The sequence below is a fragment of the Devosia litorisediminis genome, from assembly GCF_018334155.1.
GTDB lineage: Bacteria > Pseudomonadota > Alphaproteobacteria > Rhizobiales > Devosiaceae > Devosia > Devosia litorisediminis.
Genome location: NZ_JAGXTP010000001.1, coordinates 990,631 through 1,011,418 on the forward strand (window position 1 = coordinate 990,631; position 20,788 = coordinate 1,011,418).

General features: G+C 59.9%; 24 protein-coding genes. 16 read left to right on the top strand and 8 right to left on the bottom strand.

Annotated features, from left to right (window positions below; translation table 11 throughout):
- Nucleotides 1-93: 93 nt before the first annotated feature.
- The 3 genes from KD146_RS04750 to KD146_RS04760 form a co-directional block, all read right to left on the bottom strand.
- Nucleotides 94-654, bottom strand: a complete 561-nt coding sequence (locus KD146_RS04750) for a hypothetical protein (protein ID WP_212657585.1) — start codon at nucleotides 652-654, stop codon at nucleotides 94-96.
- 28 nt (nucleotides 655-682) lie between these two features.
- The gene (locus KD146_RS04755; protein ID WP_212657586.1) at nucleotides 683-1,315 is read right to left on the bottom strand and encodes a PilZ domain-containing protein; all 633 of its coding nucleotides are present in this window, start codon (nucleotides 1,313-1,315) and stop codon (nucleotides 683-685) included.
- A 128-nt stretch (nucleotides 1,316-1,443) separates the two neighbouring features.
- Nucleotides 1,444-2,097, bottom strand: a complete 654-nt coding sequence (locus KD146_RS04760; protein ID WP_212657587.1) for a PAS domain-containing protein — start codon at nucleotides 2,095-2,097, stop codon at nucleotides 1,444-1,446.
- A 245-nt stretch (nucleotides 2,098-2,342) separates the two neighbouring features.
- Here KD146_RS04760 and KD146_RS04765 point away from each other — a divergent pair, with 245 nt between their 5' ends.
- Complete coding sequence (locus KD146_RS04765; protein WP_212657588.1) at nucleotides 2,343-3,014, top strand: rhomboid family intramembrane serine protease; 672 nt, start codon at nucleotides 2,343-2,345, stop codon at nucleotides 3,012-3,014.
- On the opposite strand, the gene hisI is transcribed toward KD146_RS04765, so the two are convergent.
- Together hisI and folE are read right to left on the bottom strand one after the other, a co-directional pair.
- Nucleotides 3,011-3,469 carry a phosphoribosyl-AMP cyclohydrolase gene (hisI, locus tag KD146_RS04770; RefSeq protein ID WP_212657589.1) on the bottom strand — a complete coding sequence of 153 codons (459 nt, stop codon included), beginning with the start codon at nucleotides 3,467-3,469 and terminating at the stop codon, nucleotides 3,011-3,013. The two genes, KD146_RS04765 and hisI, sit on opposite strands and share 4 nt — an antisense overlap.
- A 40-nt stretch (nucleotides 3,470-3,509) precedes the next feature.
- Entirely contained in the window at nucleotides 3,510-4,133 is a 624-nt protein-coding gene (folE, locus tag KD146_RS04775) for a GTP cyclohydrolase I FolE (RefSeq protein WP_212657590.1), read from the bottom strand.
- Nucleotides 4,134-4,276: 143 nt separating this feature from the next.
- Between folE and KD146_RS04780 the strand changes: the two genes are divergently transcribed.
- From KD146_RS04780 to KD146_RS04815, 8 genes are all read left to right on the top strand, one after another.
- Complete coding sequence (locus KD146_RS04780; protein ID WP_212657591.1) at nucleotides 4,277-4,729, top strand: iron-sulfur cluster assembly scaffold protein; 453 nt, start codon at nucleotides 4,277-4,279, stop codon at nucleotides 4,727-4,729.
- Nucleotides 4,729-5,040: a membrane protein insertion efficiency factor YidD gene (gene yidD, locus KD146_RS04785; RefSeq protein ID WP_212657592.1), complete on the top strand. Its 312-nt coding sequence runs from the start codon at nucleotides 4,729-4,731 to the stop codon at nucleotides 5,038-5,040. The genes KD146_RS04780 and yidD overlap by 1 nt, the downstream gene beginning before the upstream one ends.
- 71 nt (nucleotides 5,041-5,111) lie before the next feature.
- Complete coding sequence (gene thrS, locus KD146_RS04790) at nucleotides 5,112-7,091, top strand: threonine--tRNA ligase (RefSeq protein ID WP_212657593.1); 1,980 nt, start codon at nucleotides 5,112-5,114, stop codon at nucleotides 7,089-7,091.
- Nucleotides 7,092-7,094: 3 nt separating this feature from the next.
- Nucleotides 7,095-7,322, top strand: a complete 228-nt coding sequence (locus tag KD146_RS04795; RefSeq protein WP_212657594.1) for a hypothetical protein — start codon at nucleotides 7,095-7,097, stop codon at nucleotides 7,320-7,322.
- Nucleotides 7,323-7,337: 15 nt separating this feature from the next.
- Complete coding sequence (arfB, locus tag KD146_RS04800; protein ID WP_212657595.1) at nucleotides 7,338-7,769, top strand: alternative ribosome rescue aminoacyl-tRNA hydrolase ArfB; 432 nt, start codon at nucleotides 7,338-7,340, stop codon at nucleotides 7,767-7,769.
- A gap of 83 nt (nucleotides 7,770-7,852) precedes the next feature.
- Nucleotides 7,853-9,199: a UDP-glucose dehydrogenase family protein gene (locus KD146_RS04805; RefSeq protein WP_212657596.1), complete on the top strand. Its 1,347-nt coding sequence runs from the start codon at nucleotides 7,853-7,855 to the stop codon at nucleotides 9,197-9,199.
- A gap of 40 nt (nucleotides 9,200-9,239) precedes the next feature.
- A complete protein-coding gene (locus tag KD146_RS04810; RefSeq protein ID WP_212657597.1) occupies nucleotides 9,240-10,238 on the top strand; it encodes an NAD-dependent epimerase/dehydratase family protein in 999 nt (332 codons plus the stop codon).
- 29 nt (nucleotides 10,239-10,267) lie between these two features.
- Nucleotides 10,268-11,671, top strand: coding sequence for a phosphohexomutase domain-containing protein (locus KD146_RS04815; RefSeq protein WP_282221655.1), 1,404 nt, complete (start codon nucleotides 10,268-10,270; stop codon nucleotides 11,669-11,671).
- A gap of 35 nt (nucleotides 11,672-11,706) precedes the next feature.
- On the opposite strand, the gene KD146_RS04820 is transcribed toward KD146_RS04815, so the two are convergent.
- Together KD146_RS04820 and KD146_RS04825 are read right to left on the bottom strand one after the other, a co-directional pair.
- Complete coding sequence (locus KD146_RS04820) at nucleotides 11,707-13,497, bottom strand: hypothetical protein (protein WP_212657599.1); 1,791 nt, start codon at nucleotides 13,495-13,497, stop codon at nucleotides 11,707-11,709.
- 108 nt (nucleotides 13,498-13,605) lie between these two features.
- Nucleotides 13,606-14,571, bottom strand: coding sequence for a hypothetical protein (locus tag KD146_RS04825; RefSeq protein ID WP_212657600.1), 966 nt, complete (start codon nucleotides 14,569-14,571; stop codon nucleotides 13,606-13,608).
- A gap of 195 nt (nucleotides 14,572-14,766) precedes the next feature.
- Here KD146_RS04825 and KD146_RS04830 point away from each other — a divergent pair, with 195 nt between their 5' ends.
- The 5 genes from KD146_RS04830 to KD146_RS04850 all read left to right on the top strand — a co-directional run bounded on the left by KD146_RS04830 (nucleotide 14,767) and on the right by KD146_RS04850 (nucleotide 18,507).
- The gene (locus tag KD146_RS04830) at nucleotides 14,767-15,354 is read left to right on the top strand and encodes a nitroreductase family protein (protein WP_212657601.1); all 588 of its coding nucleotides are present in this window, start codon (nucleotides 14,767-14,769) and stop codon (nucleotides 15,352-15,354) included.
- An 85-nt stretch (nucleotides 15,355-15,439) separates the two neighbouring features.
- The gene (locus tag KD146_RS04835; RefSeq protein WP_212657602.1) at nucleotides 15,440-16,246 is read left to right on the top strand and encodes a transglycosylase SLT domain-containing protein; all 807 of its coding nucleotides are present in this window, start codon (nucleotides 15,440-15,442) and stop codon (nucleotides 16,244-16,246) included.
- 169 nt (nucleotides 16,247-16,415) lie between these two features.
- Entirely contained in the window at nucleotides 16,416-16,571 is a 156-nt protein-coding gene (locus KD146_RS04840) for a hypothetical protein (RefSeq protein WP_212657603.1), read from the top strand.
- Nucleotides 16,572-16,663: 92 nt separating this feature from the next.
- On the top strand, nucleotides 16,664-17,221 hold the full coding sequence (locus tag KD146_RS04845) for a uridine kinase family protein (RefSeq protein ID WP_212657604.1): 558 nt from the start codon (nucleotides 16,664-16,666) through the stop codon (nucleotides 17,219-17,221).
- An 80-nt stretch (nucleotides 17,222-17,301) separates the two neighbouring features.
- Nucleotides 17,302-18,507, top strand: a complete 1,206-nt coding sequence (locus KD146_RS04850) for a DUF2336 domain-containing protein (RefSeq protein WP_212657605.1) — start codon at nucleotides 17,302-17,304, stop codon at nucleotides 18,505-18,507.
- Here the strand turns inward: KD146_RS04850 and KD146_RS04855 are convergent.
- The gene (locus KD146_RS04855; RefSeq protein ID WP_269369442.1) at nucleotides 18,504-19,280 is read right to left on the bottom strand and encodes an NAD kinase; all 777 of its coding nucleotides are present in this window, start codon (nucleotides 19,278-19,280) and stop codon (nucleotides 18,504-18,506) included. The genes KD146_RS04850 and KD146_RS04855 overlap by 4 nt on opposite strands.
- 282 nt (nucleotides 19,281-19,562) lie before the next feature.
- Between KD146_RS04855 and KD146_RS04860 the strand changes: the two genes are divergently transcribed.
- Together KD146_RS04860 and KD146_RS04865 are read left to right on the top strand one after the other, a co-directional pair.
- Nucleotides 19,563-20,129: a transglutaminase-like cysteine peptidase gene (locus KD146_RS04860; protein ID WP_212657607.1), complete on the top strand. Its 567-nt coding sequence runs from the start codon at nucleotides 19,563-19,565 to the stop codon at nucleotides 20,127-20,129.
- A 296-nt stretch (nucleotides 20,130-20,425) separates the two neighbouring features.
- The gene (locus KD146_RS04865) at nucleotides 20,426-20,779 is read left to right on the top strand and encodes a hypothetical protein (RefSeq protein WP_212657608.1); all 354 of its coding nucleotides are present in this window, start codon (nucleotides 20,426-20,428) and stop codon (nucleotides 20,777-20,779) included.
- Nucleotides 20,780-20,788 lie beyond the last annotated feature (9 nt).

Below are 20,788 nucleotides of genomic sequence, written 5' to 3' on the forward strand. Positions count from 1 at the left end.
GATAGAAAAACTGCCGTGTAGTTTTTATGCGTGTTTTATCGATTGAATTTCGGATCGATTAACCATGCATTCCAGCAGCTTAGCCTGCGCTGTTCAGGAGGTGAGTCTGGCGAGTACAGACTGATAGACATCGTCGTCCTGGCCGCGGCCTTCGCGGCACTGTTTGGAGCCCAGATGAATGGTCGTGGCACTCGCCAAACGCTCAGAATGGTAGGTGAAGTCTTCCTGCATGGTGGCGTTGCGTCGCGCGAGCCAGTTCTGATGATGCGCAATCAGGTTCTGCCCGGCCGCATCGACCACGATCACGGTGACGCAGACATGGTCGTAATCATGCTCGTCATTATTGGTCAGACGCTGGCTGAGACCCAGCTTGCCGCTGGCAGGGTTCAGCGTAATGGCGATGTCGACCCATTGATCGCGCTTCCAGTCCCATTTTTCGTGAAATGGCGGGCAGGCGAGCGCAGAGCCCCCCGGATTGCATGAGCTGATATCGATGCTCTGCCATGCATAGTTGCGCCAGTCTGCGCGGCCGTCGGCGCTGGCTGATTGAACCAGTGTCAGCGATAGGCATACGGCCAGGGCAATAGCGATGGGGCGCAGGATAGCTGTCATGGCGGTGTGATAACCGGCGATGACCGATCCTGCCAATGGCATCGCTGCGAATCTCAGGATCGCAAGGCGATCAATTCATGCGGAGGTTCTGCTGCACGACGGTGAGCATTTCCTGGGCCGAAATGAATTCGACGCCGACACCGTTCTGGAAGTGACGCGCCACGCGGGCCCGCATGCGACCCAGGGTGACAGCTGTGCCGATGGCTGGGCGTACATCGAGTTCAACGGCGGCGCCGGAGAGCGAAATATCGATGATCTTGCAATTATAGCGCCGGCCATCGTCCAGGGCGACGGTAGAGTGGCGAATATCAGGCACCACGCGTTCGTGCCGGCGATCTTCGGGCAGATTGAGCGCGTCCTTGTTGGCCAGCCAGGTCAGTTGGGCGGCCATCTTGTCACGCTTGCGCGGCGAGGCGGCCAGATCCATGACGAAGCCGCCCTCGATCTGGCTGAGAATGGTGCCTTCGATACGGCCGATCAGGTCAAGATAGGCGATGACCTTTTCGCCCACGCCACCAGCGGCAGGCGCGATGACGATCGCATCACCCGGTGACATTTCGAGAACCTGACAGGGAAATTCCCGGCGATCGGCCAGCATGTAGCGGCCAAGTACAGAGACCTGGACGCGCTGAAATTTTCCGGCCGTCGCAGCGGTGCGGACTGGGGCAACAAACTGCGGTGAGGGGAGATCGTCGCTAAGCATTCTCTGACCGCTAAACCCATTGTGTTTCTACCTTAAGCTAGCGGCTCTTGGTTAACGCATGGTTTTGCATGTCAGCAGTTTGCGCGGCAAATGCCGCGCAAATTGAATTGGTGTTGTTGGCGGCTTGCTTACTGACGTCCGCCGTCGATAACGGCGAGATGGGCGTAGCGCCGTGCGGTGCGGCCAAAGACTGTCGCTGGCATGGCGCTAGGCGCCGTGTGACTGGCATAGGTGACATCGCTGCCGACATTGGTGGCGACTTCGCGCACCTTGTCTTCGAGCGCAATATCATCAGGCCAGATCAGGCGCAGGCCAGTGATGCGCTGTTCCATGATGGGCTGAACGCCAAGCCAGTAAGGCTCATCGAGCGCAGTCATGGCGCCGAGCAGGCGCGTATGAGTGGAGCCATTGTGCCGCAGGGGCATCAGGATGGTCTCGAAGTTCACCTTGGTGTGCAGGGCAGTGGTGCCCTGGAAGGTAACCAGCGCGACAGCATGATCTTCGGTTACTGCACGGATCAGGGTGTCCATGGCGTCGCCGTCGCGTTCGTGCCAGAGCGCTGAGAAAGAGCGTCCCTTGAGTTCACGGCAATAGCTGGTGCACAAGTGCGAGCCGGCCAGACGGAACGAAAACTTGTCGCTTTCGTCGAGCTCAAGAATGAATGTATTGGCCAGTGCAGAACGGATCTGCGTGGGATCAATGTCCTTCCGTTCCGGCGCGCTACGCGAGCCGCGGATGGAGTTCCAATAATCATAGAGCGTCTTGGTGCTCGTTTTCTGCATGTTCTGTGACCCGCCATTCGAGCATCCACGTTCCCCCCTGATGGAACGCTTCTGCGATGAGGAGACTTTCGCAAAACCTGACGGCAAAAGCGCTCTTAAAGAAAGGTTAAGGTTAACGTGGGTGTGCCAATGTGGAAAAGAGAGCTGGAAGCCGCAGGGCGCCAGCGAGTCGGAGTGAATTGATGTCTGAACAAGGTTCCACACCAGAGAACACCCCGCCTGCCGGGCGTGAGCCGGTGTTCCTGTTGCCCGGCGCGGTGACAGCTATGATCGGTGTTCTGGTGGCGATTCACCTCGCGTCAACCTTCGTGCTTAACCCGGACGGCATGGCGCAAATGGTGTTCTGGTTTGCGTTCCAGCCCCTGCGAATCCTGGCTGGTGCCAGCGATATTGCCTTGGCTGTACCGCTGATCTGGACGCCTTTCACCCATGCCTTGATGCATGGCGGGTGGGAGCATCTGCTATTCAACGTAGCGTGGTTCGCCATCTTTGCGACACCCGTGACCCGCCGCTATGGGGCAGGGCCGATGCTGGCCATCTTTTTTGTGTCGGCAGCGGCGGGCGCTGCTTTCTTTGCAGCAACGACCTTGACCTCCGGTGCCTACCTGATTGGAGCGTCCGGCGGGGTTTCAGGTCTGACCGGTGCGGCCGTGCGCTTTATTTTCCAGCCGGTGATCGTGGCGCAACATCCAGAAACCGGTCAGCGGGTGATTGTCGGGCGCAAGCTGGCGAGCTTTGCTGACATGTGGCGCGATACGCGCACGCGCAGTTTCGTGTTAATCTGGGTTGTGCTCAACGCGGCAGTGCCGCTGCTGCCCCTGTTTACCGGCGCCTCAGTTGCTGTCGCTTGGCAGGCGCATTTGGGCGGCTTTATTGCAGGTATCGCAATGGTTGGACTGTTTGAGCGGCGTAGCTAGGCCTTGCTGGCGTAGACCTGCTTGGGATCAAACAACCGGGGCAAGCCCGTATCTTCAAGCGTAGCCACGCCGTCATGGACCGCCGCGCGCCGATAAAAGCAGGTTTTTCGCCCCGTGTGGCAGGCTGCGCCGCGCCCGGTCTGATTGACCACGAGAACAATGGCGTCCTGATCGCAATCGGTGCGCAGTTCGACGACCTGCTGGGTTTCGCCTGAGGTTTCGCCCTTCTTCCACATTTTGGCGCGCGAGCGTGACCAATAGTGGGCGATGCCGGTTTCCAGCGTCAGCGCCAGAGCCTCGGCGTTCATGTGGGCGAGCATGAGCACATCTTTGCTGCCCGCTTCCACGGTCACGACAGTCACCAGGCCCGCCGCATCAAAGCGCGGGGCAAAGCTTGTGCCTTCTTCAAGCTGGTCATGGTTCAGGGTGGCGGGGTCGGCGAAGGAAATACTCATGGCATTCTTCTAGCGATACCCGGCAGTTTGATCCAGCTGCTTAGCGCTTGCCGATCATGGCCAGGAAACGGTCCTGTTCGACCCGGTCTTCGGCGAACACGCCGGTGAAGCGATGGGTGATGGTGGATGCGCCGTGTGCCCGAACCCCGCGCATGGACATGCACATATGCTCTGCCTCAAGCATAACGGCGGCACCGCGGGGATTAAGGTGCTCATTGATGGCGTCGACGATCTGGGCCGTAAGATTTTCTTGAGTCTGGAGGCGGCGCGCATAGACCTCGACCAGCCGTGCCAACTTGGAGAGGCCGACCACGCCATCATGGGGCAGGTAGGCGATATGGGCTTTGCCCACGAACGGCACCATGTGGTGTTCACAGTGGGAATTGAACGGAATGTCGCGCACCAGCACGATGTCGTCATAGCCGCCGACATCCTTGAAGGTCTTGGACAGCACGGTGCCCGCATCCTGATCATAGCCGGCAAAAAATTCGCCATAGGCACGCGTCACGCGACCGGGGGTCTCCAGCAAACCTTCACGACCGGGATCGTCGCCGGCCCAGGCGAGCAGCGTGCGCACAGCGGCTTCTGCTTCTTCACGGCTGGGGCGGCGAATTTCTGTGGTGCTAGCGAGAACGGCGCCGACTGGCTTGGTGTGGGCATCCATGGTGGCGGCTCCTTTGCGCGACGACCCTTGTTACGCAGTCGACGCGATTTTGGACCAGTTGGCCCGACGACCTGACAGTCCGCATTTCAGCCCCTATATAAGGGGCGCCTCCAGAGGCGACAAGAAACAGAATTGTTTGGTTGATGGAACTCAGCGCTCTCTATTCTCAGAAGATCCTCGATCTTGCGGGAAATGCCCAACAGCCGCCGCGGCTGGCGGCGCCGCATGCCAGTGCGCGCAAGGTGAGCCGCGTCTGCGGCTCAGTGATTGAGGTTGATCTCAACATCGAAGACGGTGTGATCGTCTCCTATGGTCACGATGTCTCCGCCTGTGCGCTCGGCCAGACTTCTGCAGCAGTGGTGGCGCGAGAGATTGTCGGTACTCCGGTGGACCAATTCCGGGCGTTGCGCGATCAGATGCATGCCATGCTCAAGGACAATGGCGCGCCGCCAGCCGGCAAATGGAGCGATCTGGGCTATCTTGAGCCGGTGCGGGAGTATCGCGCACGACACATGTCGACCCTGCTGGTGTTTGATGCGGTAGTTGCGGCAATCGAAAAAGCTCAATCCGCAGAATCGGTTGAGATGGTTCGCTGATGAATGGATTCATTGCAGCGGTGTGGTGCTTGATTGATCTGCCGTTCAAGTTCGCGGCGGTCCTGCTGATCACCATATATCGCTACACGCTGTCGGCCTTTGTTGGTCGAACCTGTCGGCATTTGCCCAGCTGCTCAGAATACACCGGCAACGCGATCTGGAAATTCGGGTTCTGGCCCGGCGGCTGGATGGGGCTGGCGCGCTTTGTGCGGTGTCGTCCTGGCGGGACGGATGGCTATGATCCGGTGCCAGAGGCGATGCCGGAACGCGCATGTTGGTATCGACCATGGACGTATGGGCGCTGGAAATAATTGTCAGGCATGCTAGACAGGCGCCCGTGCTGCAATAATTGCGGCATTATTCCTATTTCTGGAGATCAAAAATGACGATCAAGGTGACGTTTCCCGACGGTGCAACTCGCGACTATCCGCGCGGCACCACTGGGACCACCATCGTCGAGGGTGTCTCCAAGAGCCTGGCCAAGAAAACCGTCGCGATGCGGTGGAATGGCACGCTCAGCGATTTGAGCGACGCACTCGAGGCCGACGGCAAGATCGAGTTCGTGACCCGTGACAGCGGCTCCAAGGATGTGCTGGAGCTGATCCGGCACGATGCCGCTCACGTGCTGGCTGAAGCCGTTCAGGAATTGTGGCCCGATACGCAGGTGACGATTGGCCCGGTGATCGAGAACGGTTTCTACTACGACTTCAAGCGTGACGAGCCGTTTTCGGAAGAAGATTTCCCCGCCATCGAAAAGAAGATGGCTGAGATCATTGCGCGCGGCGCTGCCTTTACCAAGGAAGTGTGGACGCGCGATCAGGCCAAGGACTTCTTTTCGGCGCGGGGCGAGAACTTCAAGGTCGAACTGGTCGATGCCATTCCGGCTGACCAGTCGCTGAAAATGTACAAGCAGGGGCAGTGGATCGACCTTTGCCGTGGCCCGCACATGCGTTCGGTCAAGGACGTTGGTGTTGCTTTCAAGCTGACCAAGGTAGCCGGCGCCTATTGGCGTGGCGATAGCAACAACCCGGTATTGAGCCGCATTTACGGTACCGCCTTCGCCACCAAGGATGAGCTGGACGGCTATCTGCACATGGTCGAAGAGGCTGAAAAGCGCGACCACCGCAAGATCGGGCAGGAAATGGATCTCTACCATTTCCAGTCCGAGGCGATGGGCAGCGTCTTCTGGCACCCGAGGGGTTTTGTACTGTTTAACCAGATGGAAGCCTATATCCGGCGTCGTCTGGATACGGCTGGCTATCAGGAAGTGAAGACGCCGCAGCTGATGAGCTCCAAGTTTTGGGAGCAGTCGGGCCATTGGGGCAAGTATCGCGAAAACATGTTCGTGGTGCCCGATGAAGTGCCCGGCACGGAGGATGAAGGTCCCGTGCTTAGCGGCAAGGGCGATCTGATGGCGCTCAAGCCGATGAACTGCCCGGCGCACGTGCAGATCTTCAATCAGGGCATCAAGAGCTATCGCGACCTGCCGCTGCGCATGGCGGAGTTTGGCTGCTGTCACCGCAACGAGGCGCATGGCGCCTTGCACGGCCTGATGCGTGTGCGTCAGATGACCCAGGACGACGCGCACATTTTCTGTCGCGAAGACCAGATTCAGTCTGAGACCGAGCACTTCGTGCACCTGCTCTACTCGGTCTACGGCCATATGGGCTTTGACAATGTGATCATCAAGCTGGCGACGCGCCCCGAGAAGTTCGGTGGCACGATTGAACGCTGGGATGCGGCCGAAAAGGCGCTGGGCGATGCTCTGCGCGCGACGGGTTATGATTTCGAGATCGCAGAAGGCGAGGGCGCGTTCTACGCGCCCAAGCTGGAATTCCACCTCAAGGACGCCATTGGCCGGTCCTGGCAGGTGGGCACGCTGCAGCTCGATTATGTCCTGCCCGAACGGCTCGATGCGACCTATGTCGCCGAGGATGGCTCACGCCAGTATGCCGTGATGCTGCACCGCGCGATCCTGGGCTCGCTTGAGCGCTTTATCGGCATGCTGATTGAGAACTATGCCGGCAGGATGCCGATGTGGCTGGCCCCAACGCAGGTTGTGGTGGCGACCATTGTTTCGGAAGCCGACGATTATGCCGAAAAGCTGGTGCGCCAGCTCAAGGCCGCCGGTATTCGTGCCGAGCTCGACGTGCGCAATCAGAAGATCAACTACAAGGTGCGTGAGCACTCGGTAGGCAAGGTTCCGCTGATGTTTGTCGTGGGCAAGCGCGAGGCTGAGGAGGGGACTGTTTCGGTCCGTCGCCTGGGCACTGAAGGGCAAAAGGTCGAGCCGTTCATGGACGCTTTGGTAGCCCTGATGGCGGAGGCCACCCCGCCGGACCTCAAGGAAAAGGCAGCCTGAGCCATGCCGCAACGGCCGTCCAACCGTGAAATCAAGGTCATCACCCATATGGGTGAGGACAATCTGCTCGGCCCCGATGACTTCAAGGATGTGGGCGAAAAGGTCTTTGCCCGCATGCTCGCAAAAGGCTGGATTGAGACCACCGCCATTGAGGGCAAGTACAAGGCGACCCTGAAGGGTCTGATCATCCACGAAGGCGAAATCATCTACGCCGGACGTTTGCGCAGCTAACCAGAGGAGCGGGACATGGCTGATCCCATCGTCATTACCCGCTCCGTCTCCATCGATCCCGGTGAGATCGAAGAGACATTCGTCCGCTCCGCCGGACCGGGCGGGCAGAACGTCAATAAGGTGTCGAGCGCTGTCCAACTGCGCTTTGATCTCAAGAACTCGCCATCAATTCCCGAAGCGATGAAGCGCCGCGCAGCGACGCTGGCTGGCAAGCGGCTGACCAAGTCGGGTGTCATTGTGATTACCGCCAATTCGCACCGCGACCAGCCGATGAACCGCGCCGATGCGCAGGAAAAGCTGGTCGCCTTGCTGGTTGAAGCATCGCATGTGCCCAAATACCGGGTGGCAACGCGCCCGACCCTGGCGTCAAAACGTCGACGCCTTGAAGGCAAGTCCATCCGCTCCGGCATCAAGCGGTTGCGCGGCACGCCCTCGGACGGTCACTAGGCTGCGACTTCACGGTCTAAGTGAGCATCGCGACTTTGTCTCGCGCGCTCGCTAGTGTGGGCCGAGGCGGGGGATGCACGACCATGAAAGTCGCAATTGTCGGTTCTGGCTATGTTGGGCTTGTCACAGGCGTATGTCTGGCTGACTTCGGTCATGAGGTCGTCTGCGTTGATAATGACCAGACAAAGGTCGATAGGCTGTCGCGCGGCGAGATCTCCATTCACGAGCCCGGGCTGGGCGAACTGATCAAATCCAATCTGGCAGCAGGACGCCTGTCGTTCACCTCGGCGCTGAGCGAGGCGGTGCCCACTGCCGAGATGGTGTTTATTTCAGTGGGGACGCCCTCGCGGCGTGGTGACGGCCATGCGGATCTGAGCTATGTTTACGCTGCTGCAGAGGCTGTGGCGGGCCATCTGTCCGGCTTCACGGTGGTTGTTACCAAGTCCACAGTGCCAGTAGGAACCGGTGACGAAGTCGCGCGCATTGTGGATAGCGCCAATCCAGATGCGGATGTGGAGGTTGTGTCCAACCCCGAATTCCTGCGCGAGGGCTCTGCCATTGACGACTTCAAACGCCCAGACCGCATAGTCATTGGCATCGCGAACGAGCGCGCCAGGACGCCGATGGCGGAACTGTATCGTCCGCTCTATCTCAATCAGGCGCCGCTGATGTTCACAGATCGTCGCACTGCCGAGCTGACCAAATATGCTGCCAATGCATTTCTCGCAATGAAGATCACCTTCATCAACGAGATGGCTGATCTTTGCGAAGCGGCAGGTGGCGATGTTCAGCAGGTCGCCCGGGGGATGGGGCTGGACAATCGGATCGGTCCGAAATTTCTACACGCAGGACCCGGCTTTGGCGGGTCGTGCTTTCCGAAAGACACATTGGCGTTGGTCAAGATCGCTCAGGATTTTGGCAGTCCAATGCGGCTGGTCGAGACCACGATCTCGATAAACGATCAGCGCAAAGCTGCGATGTCGCGCAAGATCGTTGCTGCTTGCGGTGGTGAGGTGCGGCGCAAAACCATAGGTGTGCTGGGTCTTACCTTCAAACCCAATACCGACGACATGCGCGAGGCCCCCTCAATCGACATCATCGGTGATCTCCTCGACAAGGGCGCGCGGGTTGTTGCCTACGACCCGCAAGGCATGCGGGCTGCGGCCGAACTGATGGACAATGTTGAATATGCGGCGAGCGCCTATGCGGTTGCTGAGAATGCCGACGCGCTGGTGATTGTCACCGAATGGAACGAGTTTCGCTCGCTTGATCTGGCGCGGTTGCGGCGGGCAATGGCGTCGCCAGTGCTGGTAGACCTCCGCAATGTCTACAGCTACGAAGAGGTGGCCAAGCATGGCTTCACCTATTTCAGTGTGGGCCGACCCGATGGGCAGGACGCTGATCCGACCGTGGAGACGGCCGCCGAATAACGACGGCGATGCCGACCACGAACGCCAGAAAGAGGACGTATTGCAGGTCTTTGTCACGGGAACCGCTGGGTTTATCGGGTATCATCTGGCCAGGCGGTTGCTCGAAGATGGTCATGTGGTCACCGGCTTTGACGGTGTCACCGACTATTACGATGTGTCTTTAAAGCGGTCGCGACTGGCGGCTTTGCAGCAATATCCGCAATTCAGCGCAATCGAGGGCCGACTGGAAGACGCTGGTCTACTCAGCGAAACGCTGGAGCGGGCTCAAGCCGAAATCGTGGTTCATCTGGCTGCCCAGGCCGGCGTTCGCTACAGCATTGAGCAACCTCAGAGCTATATCAGCGCCAATCTGGTGGGGACGGCGAACCTGCTGGAAGCCGTTCGCGCCCACAAACCGCGCCACCTGCTGATGGCGTCGACCAGTTCGGTCTATGGCGGTAATACCAAGCTGCCATTTAGTGAACGGGACGCAGCAGACGCGCCTATCTCGCTCTATGCCGCGACCAAGAAGAGCAATGAGGTAATGGCCCATTCCTATGCCCATTTGTTCGATATCCCCACCACCATGCTGCGGTTCTTTACGGTCTATGGTCCGTGGGGCAGGCCCGACATGGCGTTGTTCAAATTTGTGTCCGCAATTTTGGCAGGGCAGCCCATCGAGATATTTGGCGAGGGGAAGATGCGACGTGATTTTACATTCGTCGACGATCTGATCGAGGCCATGATCCGGATCATGCCGTTAAGGCCGGAGCTGGGGCAACCGCTGCAGGGGGATTCGTTGTCGGCCGTTGCGCCCTACCGGGTTGTCAATCTGGCCGGTGGGCACCCGGAGTTGCTGATGGATTTTGTTGCTGCCATCGAGACGGCGTTGGGCCACAAGGCTGCGTACACGATCAAGCCCATGCAGGCCGGAGATCCGCGCGAAACAGCAGCCGATACCGCGTTGCTGCGGGAATTGGTGGGTGACCTGCCGCGGACGCCGATCAAGGCTGGGGTGGCCAGTTTTGTGGCATGGTACCGGCAGTATTATCGCGTGTGAGTGCAAACGTTGGTTCGGGGAGCTTCCTTGTGGCGCAGAACAGCCTGAAATTTGGAACCAGTGGTCTAAGAGGACTGGCTGTCGAGCTGGAAGGGCAGGCCGCGCGCCGCTATACCAGCGCCTTCCTGCAGCACCTTGTAAACATTGGGCAATCTGGGGCGGGGCAGGTCTATCTCGGACGCGACTTCCGGGCATCCAGTCCGACAATTCTGACCGATTGTGCCGTTGCCATTGCCCGGTCTGGACTCGAGCCTGTCGATTGCGGCGCCATTCCCACACCTGCGCTGGCGCTGCATGCGATGGCGGCGGGGTGCCCGGCGATCATGGTGACGGGTAGCCACATCCCGGCCGACCGAAATGGTCTGAAATTCTACGCTCCACGTGGCGAGATCAGCAAGGCTGATGAGGCGGGCATCTTGGGGGCCCTGCGCGCTACCGACATTGCCGACGCCGCGCCGGTACTTGTCGATGAGAGCCATGAGGCGACGGAACGCTATTTCGCGCGATGTGCAGCTATTGTAGCTGCTGGCGCCCTGACCGGGTTGCGCATCGGGGTATTCGAGCATTCCAGTGTTGCCCGAGACCTGTTGGGCCGCGTTTTGAGGCACGCGGGAGCGGAAGTGGTTAGTCTGGGGCGCAGCGATGCGTTTGTCGCGGTGGACACAGAGGCGTTCAGTGACGCTGTCCTAGCACCGCTGAAAGACTGGGTGCGTGACAAGAAGCTTGATCTGTTGGTTTCGGCGGATGGGGACGGGGACCGTCCCCTGATGATGGATGCTCGGAGTGCCTTCGTGCGCGGTGACGTGCTGGGTTTGCTCACGGCGCAATATCTGGGCGCGCAGACCGTGGTGACACCGGTTACGTCAAATTCAGCCATTGAACGCACCGGCTATTTCAAGAAGGTCATTCGCACCCGTGTCGGATCGCCATTTGTCGTTGCAGCCATGGAGCAGGCGCCAGACGGCGTTGTCGGCTTTGAGGCCAATGGCGGCACGTTTGTTGGTGCTGCCATATCAGTGGAGGGACAGCCCCTGAAGGCATTGCCCACCCGCGATGCAGTGCTGCCGCTTTTGTGCACGACGGCACTGGCGGTGCTGCGCGGTGTTACGGTGGACCAGTTGGTAGCAGAACTGCCGCTGCAGATTGCCATGGCCGACCGGCTACAGGACGTTGCTGCAAGTAAAAGTGCGGACTTCCTGACGCGCCTCGTTGAGGAGGACGGCTTTGCTGCTGGTGTATTCGAACCCCATGGCATTGCCAGCGTGTCCGTTACCGATGGCGTGCAATTCCACACGGCGTCAGGCGATATGGTCCATTTCCGGGCATCGGGAAACGCCCCGGAATTGCGCTGTTATGTAGAAGGGCGGACATCGGAAATCGCCCGGTCCCTGCTTGATTGGGCTATGGGGGTCGCGGCAGAAAACGTGCGCTAAAACAAGCGGGGCCGCCCGAAGGCGACCCCATCAGGTTAGTTAGACGCGTCGATATTGACCTTGCCGAGCAGCACAACCGGGTCATCCTGGGCGGCCATGAAATCCATCATGCCCAGGCCTGGCGCCTGTTTGGCCACAACATCAATGGTGAGCCGTTTTGCCTTGCCACTGACGAAGGCACTGACTGCACCAGCCACTTTCTGTGCTTCGGCAGCACCAGCGAGCATGCCAACGACGGTGCCCTCCGCGAGACCAGCAAAGATCGGCCGCATGGTGGCTGCATCGGAGCCCTGGTCGGCGGCGACCATGGTCATGATGATGTCGGACAGCCCGGTATCGTCGACGTCGAGTTTGAGATCGCCAACTGCCAGACCCATTGCTGCGGCCATCATCATGTTCTCATTGCTGCTGAACAGCGCGTCGGTGGCGTTGTTAATCGTGCCGGCCAGCGTGACGGTCGCGAGATCAACACCGGTGACGGAGACTTCGTTGATGGCGATGGCGTTTTCGGCCTCGTTCCAGTTGGCGTCGAGGGTGAAGCCGGCGTCGATGCTGGAGATGCCCAGCGCCATCAGAAGCTGCAACTGCTCGTCGGATGTGTCGGCGGGCAGGTCAAGCTTGAGGTTGCTCGCCGTGGTGAGCAGGTTTGTCGGAATACCGTTCAGGTAGTCGCCCAGCGACAGATCGAAGGCGCCGATGCTGGCCACCAGCCGGCCGCCGGGTGTTTCTGGGTCGGGAATGTCGATAGCGACGTCGCCGATGGAAAAGCCTGCAAACGCAGGTATCAGCGCACGGAGATTGGCCTCAAACCAATCATCGTCCAGCGCGTCCGGCGCATTCTGAATGGCAGCGATTGGTGCTGAAAGGTCGATTTCCTTGAAGCTCAGACTGCCAATGGTGATCGAGCCGTCGCCAGTGACCTCAACGGCCATGTCGGTCAGATCAATGGAGGGATAAATGCCAGGGCTCATACCGCCCATGGTCATGCCAGCGACCGAGACATTGACCGGATTGCCCTTATCGTCGGTGCCGTCGCAATCAAAGCCGTCAAACTTGACTGGGGAGGATTCGATGGCGGTCAGCATATCGGCATAGGTGCGCATCAGCTTACCCAATATCTCGGGCGAAGGAGCTTCGTCCTGTTGCTCAAGGGCGGTGCTAAGCGCCATGATTTCAGCAAATGACATACTGATCGGGCGCGCCTTGAACTCCGTCGCCGTGGCGGCGCCAATGGTGCAGGTGACATCGGGAGCGGTAAAGCTGCCACCGGCAAAGACAAAGTCGGAATAAATCGTCTTCATCTCTGTCTGACCGCCGCCGTCGACTACACCATAAAAGCGCAACAAGCCGCCGATATCGAAGGTTTTGGCAGACATCTCGCCGAAATGACCATCGGTGCCCGTGCTGCTACCCACCGTCATGCCGCCAACCGATGCGGTGGTCGCGACGCCATCTGTCACATCCTCAAGGACGATGTTCTCAAGCACAATTGTGCTGTCTGCAAGACTGTCCGTTATCGAGATACGGATTGTCGGGATGGTGATGCTGGTCGCGGTCAGCGATGCCAGGGCATCGGCGTTGGCTATCAGATTACCCGAGAGAATGTCGCGCAACGTCGCTTCATCGACATTGGCGCTGAGGGCGTTGATGGTGGGAACATCGACGCTGACAGAAGGTGCAGGCTGGGACGTGCTTGCTTCCGCGACGGTCCCAGGCTTGGTCTTGGTTTTCTGGGCCCATGCAGGCGCTGTCGGCAGCGCGACACTCAACAGGCAGGCCGTGGCAATGGCGCCAAGGCGGCGCTTGGTTGATGTCTTGGTCGGCATGGTCGTCTCTCCCCTTATCCAAACCCTAATCTGGGGCATTGGCGGTCGCGCTTCAATGGTCAAACAGGCCACATTGCGTGCGAAGCAACCGGAGGGGGCGGCCAGCGGCTAGTAAATGGAGGTCAGAACTTCGATTTCGCGGGCGGAGCCGGGGCTGACCTGGAACTCGCGATTGAACACCTGATCGCCCTGTTTGGCGAAGACCAGATAATCGCCCTCGGCCAGCACGGTTGAGGGAAACGCCCCCAGATCGGTGAAGATTGTGGCGCCGTCGGCGGTCTTTACCGTCCACTCGACGTCAGCGATTGCCTCACCGCGCTCTTCGGACACCAGCTTGAAGGAAATCTGACCGGCATGATGGTAGAGCGTTGCGTCGGTCAACTGTCCTGGTTCGACCCGCAGGTCGGCCCGGACCACGGCGTTGATGGTGCCGAAATGCGAGATGATGTGGTAGGTGCCGGCATTAAGCGTGATGATATCGTTGGGCAGTAGCCCCTCTGCCAGCATGACACGGCTGGCGTCATCGCCGGTAAAAATATCGAATTTGAGCATGTTTGGCGGGATGGGAATGTCCCCGGTTACCGCTGAATTGAGCCGCAAGGCGCCAGCCTCAAGCACGAAGTCAGCGGTGTTGTTGCCGGGCACAACAGATATGGGCTCGCTGATCTGGGCCCGTCCATAGGCTACGTGCACCACGTATTCACCTGGCGGCAATTCGACCTGGGCAGTGCCTTCATCGGATTTCGCCACCAGTGCCATTTCGCCATTGGTGTCAGTGCTGCTCTCAAATATTCGCCAGACCAGACCATCCGGGATGGGGGCGCCTTCGGCGGTGATGCGCGCGGTCAGGCTTACCGGCTGCGGCACGGAGGTGACCTGCGTGATGGCCGCTGCGGCTTCGCTGGCAGCGGGCTGTGCGGCTGGCTCGGCAGGCACGCCAATGGGGCGAGGGCGCGGCATTGGCGGCATTTCGGCCGTGCTGGCCTGCGCCAGAACCGATGTCGTCTGCAGCGGAACAGCAAATCCCACAAAGGCCAAAGCGAGCAGCAGGGCTAGTCTCTGTCGCAAACGCATCTGGTCTCCTGTACCGGCTGTGTGGTGAATCACTACGCGGGAATAACCGACAATTGGGGAAAAGCTGTGTCACAGAGCCGCCCCGATGAAAACAGGACAATGCCGTGAGCGCCCAGTTTTGCGCCTCCCCAACCCCGGGTTCTGGTGCTGTGCCGTCAAACTGGGTATTGCTGCGCCGACAATAGGAGTTTGCCCATGCCTGCCAATCCCGCCCTGCGCGACTATCTGCTGACCCGCCGTTCAGTCGGCATGGCCTTTTTGCAGGCGCCCGGTCCCGATGCGGCCGAGCTTGAGCAGATGCTGACCATTGCCACGCGGGTGCCCGATCACGGCAAGATCGCGCCCTGGCGGCTGGTGGTGATTGAGGGTGAAAACCGGGCCAAGGCCGGCGCTGCGCTGGCCGAGATTGCCGCACGCAACAAGCCGGAGCTGGACGAGGCAGGGCTTGAGATTGAGCGCCAGCAATTTCTGCCAGCACCGCTGACAATCGGGGTGATTTCCTCGCCCAAGGCGCATCCCAAGGTGCCCGAGTTCGAGCAATTGCTGTCGGCGGGCAATGTGGCGTTCAATCTGGTTCACGCCGCCTATGCCCTGGGTTTTGCGGCGTCATGGATTACGCGCTGGTATGCCTTTGATGCCGAAGCGGCACGCATGCTGGGCGCGCGGGATGGTGAGCGGTTTGTGGGGTTCATTCACATCGGCACGCCCAGCACGGTGATCGAGGACCGGCCACGCCCTGCGCTCGATGACATTGTTAGCCAGTGGCACCCGCAAGACGCCTAGCGGCTGCGTATGGTTAACGGAAGGTTAACCTTGAGGTGTGCTAGTAGGCACCAACTAGTCGATTCCTGCAGGGGTGAGCCCGCACATGGGCGTACAGCCGATATCAGTCCCGCAAAGTCTGGCCTATGTTCTGACCGCCGCCGGCGACCGGAACGGGGTTGATTTCGACTATCTGCTGCAAACGGCCATGCGCGAGAGCAGTCTTAATCCGCAGGCCAAGGCACAGACATCGTCAGCCGTGGGGTTGTTCCAGTTTCTCGAAAGCACCTGGCTGCAGGTGCTCAAGGAGGACGGGCCGCGGCTGGGTTATGGCGACATCGCCCAGAATATCGAACGTAGTGGGGGCGGGGATTACGTTGTCCGCGACCCGGCGATGAAGGCCAAGATTCTCAAGATGCGCGAGGATCCGCAAATGGCAGCCGATCTGGCTGCAGCCTTCACCAAGAGCAATGGCGATTACCTGCATTCGCGGTTTGGGCGCATGCCCAGCGCGGGTGAGCTCTATATCGCGCACTTTCTGGGTGCGCAGGGGGCAGAGCGCATGTTTACGGCGGGGTTGAAGGATCCTGACCAGATTGCGGCCAATCTGTTTCCGAAACAGGCCTCGGCCAATCGCTCGATCTTTTATTCCAATGGCCAGCCCCGCACGATCCGGGATGTCTATCGGGTGCTGGTATCCAAGCATGAAGCCGGCGATACCAATGCCAGCTTTGCGGCCCAGCAGATGGTGGGCGGCAGCCCTGCCGAGCCGACGCCGGTAGTGCCTTCGCGGTTTTCGCCGGCCAATATGTCGTTTACCGGCCTGTTCAAGAACGAGCCCGACTCGCCTGCGTCAACGGTGACCGATGCAGGCGATGGTGGGGCGTTCTTCACCCAGCTTTACGCCCGATAGAGCGGTTCTGCTGATCCGGGGTTTACCAATTGGTGGCCATTCGGGGCTTTGCGCGACCGGCAAATGATTGGCAGGGCGATTGCAACGGCATTTGTTTACACTCGTTTAACACTCTGGACGCGTAATCAACATATCTGAAGTTGGTTCGGCTCGTCCCGAGGAGACCGCTATGCGTACGACAGCGATGACACCACGGACTTCCACTGTTGCGGGCCTGCCGCGCGGCTGGACCATTGTCGGCCTCGCGCTGGCAAGCTGGCTGGTTCTGGCGGGTGCCTGGGTTGGCATTTCTCAGCTTTTCGGCTTTGTCGCCTCCGCGCTCTAGCAGTCCAACAGCGACCCCTTCCACATTTCACTGACGTTCTCTTGCGCCTGCCGGGGCTGGACGCTCATGCGTCTGTCGTGTGAGGTGGAGAGATGAGCATTTCGAACCTGAACGCGCTTGTAGCCGACATTGCTGCGGCTCAAGTGCCGCCGCCAATGACAACCCGGATTATCGGAATTGATGGCTGTGGCGGTGCCGGCAAGTCCACACTGGCCGAGCGATTGGCCACCCCGCTTGATGCCCGGATCATTCATACGGACGATTTTGCCAGCTGGGATAATCCGCTGAACTGGCATGATAGGCTGCTCGCGCAGGTGCTCATACCGTTATCGCGCAACATAGCGGGGCGTTATCAGCGCTATGACTGGCACACGCGCCGTCTGGCCGAATGGTACGATCTGCCGGTCGGGGGCACTGTGATTGTTGAAGGGGTGAGCGCGACGCGCGCCGTTTTCCGCCCCATGCTGAGCTACACGATATTTGTTGAGACACCGCAGCCGACGCGGCTGGCGCGTGGACTGGAGCGGGACGGAGCGCAGGCGCTTGAGCTGTGGCGGGCGTGGCAGAAGGCCGAGGATGACTACCTGGCCACCGAACGCCCGGCCGATTTTGCCAATATTGTGCTGGACGGTACGCGAACCCTGCCATGAAAATGGCGTGCCGGTTTATGGTGAACCGTTCCTTAAACCTTGGCACTTAGTGTGATCTCTGCCGGTGTGCGGAGAAGAGTATGGTTGCGTATCAGGAGTTTGTATCACTGTCCCGATCGATGGACAGCGAGGAGCGCGGCAGCGCGGCTCATCTGTCAGCGCTGGCCTATCTGAACCATACCGGCCCGGCCGATGAACATGCCGCGCTGTATGCCGCGCTGATCGGGTTTCTCGACGATCCGTCGGTCAAGGTGCGGGCTGCACTGGCCTATGGCCTGTTACATTCTTCCATGGCGCCGCGTCCCATCATGCTGGCGCTGCTGCACGACAGTGCGGTGATCTCGCGCGCCGTGCTGCAATATTCGCCGGTGCTGATCGACGCCGATCTGATCGGGTTGATCAAGACACTGGACGTGTCGATGCTGACCTCGATCAGCCAGCGCAAGCAGATCAGTCCTCGGCTGGCGGCCGCGCTGATCGCCCGGCAAGATGGTCCACTTACCCTGCGGCTGCTGCGGCGTCATGACGTCGCCCTGAGCGCCGATCTGCTAACGCATCTGGCTCAAACCCATGGTGACGATGCCGCGATGCGCGGGGCCCTGCTGGCGCGCCGTGATCTGACGGCATCGGCGCGCCTGCTGCTGGTCCAAAAGGTCACCGAGGCCTTGCGGGGTACCCGGATCGTCAAGGGCGCGCTGGCCAGCGACAGGCTGGGACGGGTGCTGCGCGATAGCGGCGATACCGCGCTGTCGGCAATTGGCGAGCGCGAAGCGGGCAAGGCCAATCCCGACTATGTTGCCGATCTGATCGTCAGTGACCGGCTCAACACCCGCGTGTTGATGCACGCAGTGGTGACCGGGCATGTGATGTTTTTTGCCGACTGTCTGGCTGAACTGGCGCAGGCACCGCGCTCCAAGGTCTTTGCGCTGCTCGAACGAGGCAGCCGCTCAGCGCTCAATGCGCTGCTGGTGCGATGTGGGCTGGGCCATGGTGTGCGCAATCTGCTGACCCGGCTGGTGATGCACGCACGAGCCAGCGATCTGGCAGATGATGCTGGTGCGCGCCATTATGTGGTGACGGCACTGACCGAAGAACTCATCGCCGAGCATCAAGGTGATATTCCCCAGGAGCTGGAGGAGGCGTTCGCCTATCTCAGCGAGCAGAACATCGTGCTGGCGCGCAAGGCGGCGCGTGGGGTGATGGCGGCTTTTGCCGTAGAGGCGCGTGCGCCCATGGCGGTGGCGCTTGATGCGCCCGAGCCAAGGCTGGCCTTGCCTGCGGCCTAGAAGCGGAACTGCTCGCTCAGGACGCGCTCTTCCAGGCTCGTGCCTGGATCAAACAGCAGCGTGACGCCATGGGAGCGGTCCTCAAACACCGTGACTTCAAGAACGTTCTGGAATTCCACATTGTCGGCCACAGCGCTGACCGGGCGCTTGTCGGATTCACGCGTGATGAACTTGACCACGGCCCGGTTGGACAGAATTGCCCCGCGCCAGCGCCGCGGCCGGAAGGGCGAAATCGGGGTCAGGGCGAGCAGCGGCGCTTCGATCGGCAGGATCGGGCCATGCGCTGAGAGATTATAGGCCGTGGAGCCGGCGGGCGTGGATAGCAGGGCGCCGTCGCAGATCAGCTCTTCGAGGCGGGTTTCTCCATCCACGACGATCTGCAGCTTGGCGGCCTGATAGGTTGAGCGGAACAGCGAGACTTCATTGAGCGCCAGCGCTGTCTGGGTCTGGCCGGTGGTGCTGAGGACCTGCATGGAGAGCGGATAGATCCGCGTGCGCTGCACCGCCTGCAGGCGTTCCTGCAGATTGTCCTCGGAGAAGGTGTTCATCATGAAGCCGACCGAGCCGAAATTCATGCCATAGACGGGCACGCCCAGTCCCATGACCCGGTGCAGGGTCTGCAGCATCAGGCCATCGCCGCCCAAAGCAACCACGACATCGGCTGTTTCGATGGGGAAGTCGCCATAACGCGCCCTTAGGCGCGCCGCAGCGGCGTCGGCCTCGGGCGTGTCATTGGTCACAAAGCAAATGCGGTCAGCAGGTTGGCTGGACACGGGCGTCTCCGGAAACAATCGCGTTTGCCTAGCATGGGTGGGGGGCAGGGGCCAGCCGCATGGCGCGGCGCTGTGGATCGACGGCATTTGAGGCAAATTTGCTGCGCGCTTGAGTCAAAATGCACAGCCCGCAGCAACGGGGCGGTGCTCCAATAGGGGTATCAGCCGCTCATAGCCGCGGCAGAAATCTCGGCAATTGAATAAAATTGTATCGAATTTTCGAATTCGACAGCAATCGGCTGCGTGCATCCTGATGACAACAACTCATCAGGGGATACGTCCATGAACACCAAATTTGCAGCAGTCGTGACTGGCCTGACATTGGCCGCTACTCTCTTCTCGGTTGGCAATGCAGCCGCATTTGCCAGCTCCCGGTCGGTCGTCAGCTCGGAGCTGGTTACCCGCACCGCAGCGGTAACGCCACTGGCGATGCAGTTCTTCTGCGCCAAGAACAAGAGCGAATGCGCCAGCAGCGGCCGTAGCCAGGTGACGATGTCGCCCAATCTGATGGCTGTGCTCAAGACCATCAATATCCATGTGAACCGCAGCATTCGTCCAAAGCGCGACACTGCCGATGTCTGGGAGTTGAACCCAACGGCCGGCGATTGCGAAGACTATGTGCTGTCCAAGCGCAGCGCGCTGATCAGCAAGGGTGTTTCTTCGGGGGCCCTGCGCATCGCCTATACCCATACCCGCCGCGGCGAGCCGCATGCCGTACTGGTGGTCAAGACCAGCCAGGGCGATTACGTGCTGGATAATCTGAGCAACACGGTCAAGAGCCTGCGCGCATCTGGCTACAAGATCCGCTCGATGTCTTCGTCGAACCCAAATCGCTGGATCGCTGGCTAAGTCACGGTTTCAGCGTACAAAAAACAAGAACCCCCAGGGCCACGGCCGTGGGGGTTCTTTATTGCATTCGGGCCATGCAGCGAATGCATGCCGATCGAGCGTTTACTTGGGGCGTCAAGATAACAGCAAATTGTCGAATGAATTTGGTGACTTGGCGATGATGGACTGGATTGTCACATTTACCAATTGATTGGGATGGCTGTTGCTAGAAAGGTAAATGAAGTCTAAACGTTCGCTTGACCGCACGACTAGGCAGGACTAGTAATTCGAGTGCGGGATCAATGTGAGGATTTGAGATGCGTAAGCTGATCACGACTATTGCAACGGCTGGTGTGCTTGGTATGGCAGCCATCTCCGCTTCGAATGCAGCTCCGGTATCCGGCTATGAAGGCCTCTACTCGGCAGTGTTTACATCGTGCACCATTCCAACGGGAACCGTGCCGACCTGTGAAACAGCGATCAATGCCTATGCGGGCGCTCTGGCGTCGGCTGTTGATCTGGAAGTGGCCAACGCGTCATTTACCGCCCTTCGCTCCGAAGTCTTTGCCGCAAACGCTGCGGATGAAGGATTCCAGGCTGAAATCGACGCGCTGTTTGAACTCTTGCTGCCAGGCTCTGGCGCTCTGGGCAATCCAGCCAGCCCACTCTAGTCCAACGCG

Excerpts from the sequence above, each read along its gene's own strand:
- KD146_RS04750 (WP_212657585.1), bottom strand. The coding sequence starts at position 654 with ATGCCATTGGCAGGATCGGTCATCGCCGGTTATCACACCGCCATGACA.
- KD146_RS04755 (WP_212657586.1), bottom strand. The coding sequence starts at position 1,315 with ATGCTTAGCGACGATCTCCCCTCACCGCAGTTTGTTGCCCCAGTCCGC.
- KD146_RS04760 (WP_212657587.1), bottom strand. The coding sequence starts at position 2,097 with ATGCAGAAAACGAGCACCAAGACGCTCTATGATTATTGGAACTCCATC.
- hisI (WP_212657589.1), bottom strand. The coding sequence starts at position 3,469 with ATGAGTATTTCCTTCGCCGACCCCGCCACCCTGAACCATGACCAGCTT.
- folE (WP_212657590.1), bottom strand. The coding sequence starts at position 4,133 with ATGGATGCCCACACCAAGCCAGTCGGCGCCGTTCTCGCTAGCACCACA.
- KD146_RS04780 (WP_212657591.1), top strand. The coding sequence starts at position 4,277 with ATGGAACTCAGCGCTCTCTATTCTCAGAAGATCCTCGATCTTGCGGGA.
- yidD (WP_212657592.1), top strand. The coding sequence starts at position 4,729 with ATGAATGGATTCATTGCAGCGGTGTGGTGCTTGATTGATCTGCCGTTC.
- thrS (WP_212657593.1), top strand. The coding sequence starts at position 5,112 with ATGACGATCAAGGTGACGTTTCCCGACGGTGCAACTCGCGACTATCCG.
- KD146_RS04795 (WP_212657594.1), top strand. The coding sequence starts at position 7,095 with ATGCCGCAACGGCCGTCCAACCGTGAAATCAAGGTCATCACCCATATG.
- arfB (WP_212657595.1), top strand. The coding sequence starts at position 7,338 with ATGGCTGATCCCATCGTCATTACCCGCTCCGTCTCCATCGATCCCGGT.
- KD146_RS04805 (WP_212657596.1), top strand. The coding sequence starts at position 7,853 with ATGAAAGTCGCAATTGTCGGTTCTGGCTATGTTGGGCTTGTCACAGGC.
- KD146_RS04820 (WP_212657599.1), bottom strand. The coding sequence starts at position 13,497 with ATGCCGACCAAGACATCAACCAAGCGCCGCCTTGGCGCCATTGCCACG.
- KD146_RS04825 (WP_212657600.1), bottom strand. The coding sequence starts at position 14,571 with ATGCGTTTGCGACAGAGACTAGCCCTGCTGCTCGCTTTGGCCTTTGTG.
- KD146_RS04830 (WP_212657601.1), top strand. The coding sequence starts at position 14,767 with ATGCCTGCCAATCCCGCCCTGCGCGACTATCTGCTGACCCGCCGTTCA.
- KD146_RS04835 (WP_212657602.1), top strand. The coding sequence starts at position 15,440 with ATGGGCGTACAGCCGATATCAGTCCCGCAAAGTCTGGCCTATGTTCTG.
- KD146_RS04840 (WP_212657603.1), top strand. The coding sequence starts at position 16,416 with ATGCGTACGACAGCGATGACACCACGGACTTCCACTGTTGCGGGCCTG.
- KD146_RS04845 (WP_212657604.1), top strand. The coding sequence starts at position 16,664 with ATGAGCATTTCGAACCTGAACGCGCTTGTAGCCGACATTGCTGCGGCT.
- KD146_RS04850 (WP_212657605.1), top strand. The coding sequence starts at position 17,302 with ATGGTTGCGTATCAGGAGTTTGTATCACTGTCCCGATCGATGGACAGC.
- KD146_RS04860 (WP_212657607.1), top strand. The coding sequence starts at position 19,563 with ATGAACACCAAATTTGCAGCAGTCGTGACTGGCCTGACATTGGCCGCT.
- KD146_RS04865 (WP_212657608.1), top strand. The coding sequence starts at position 20,426 with ATGCGTAAGCTGATCACGACTATTGCAACGGCTGGTGTGCTTGGTATG.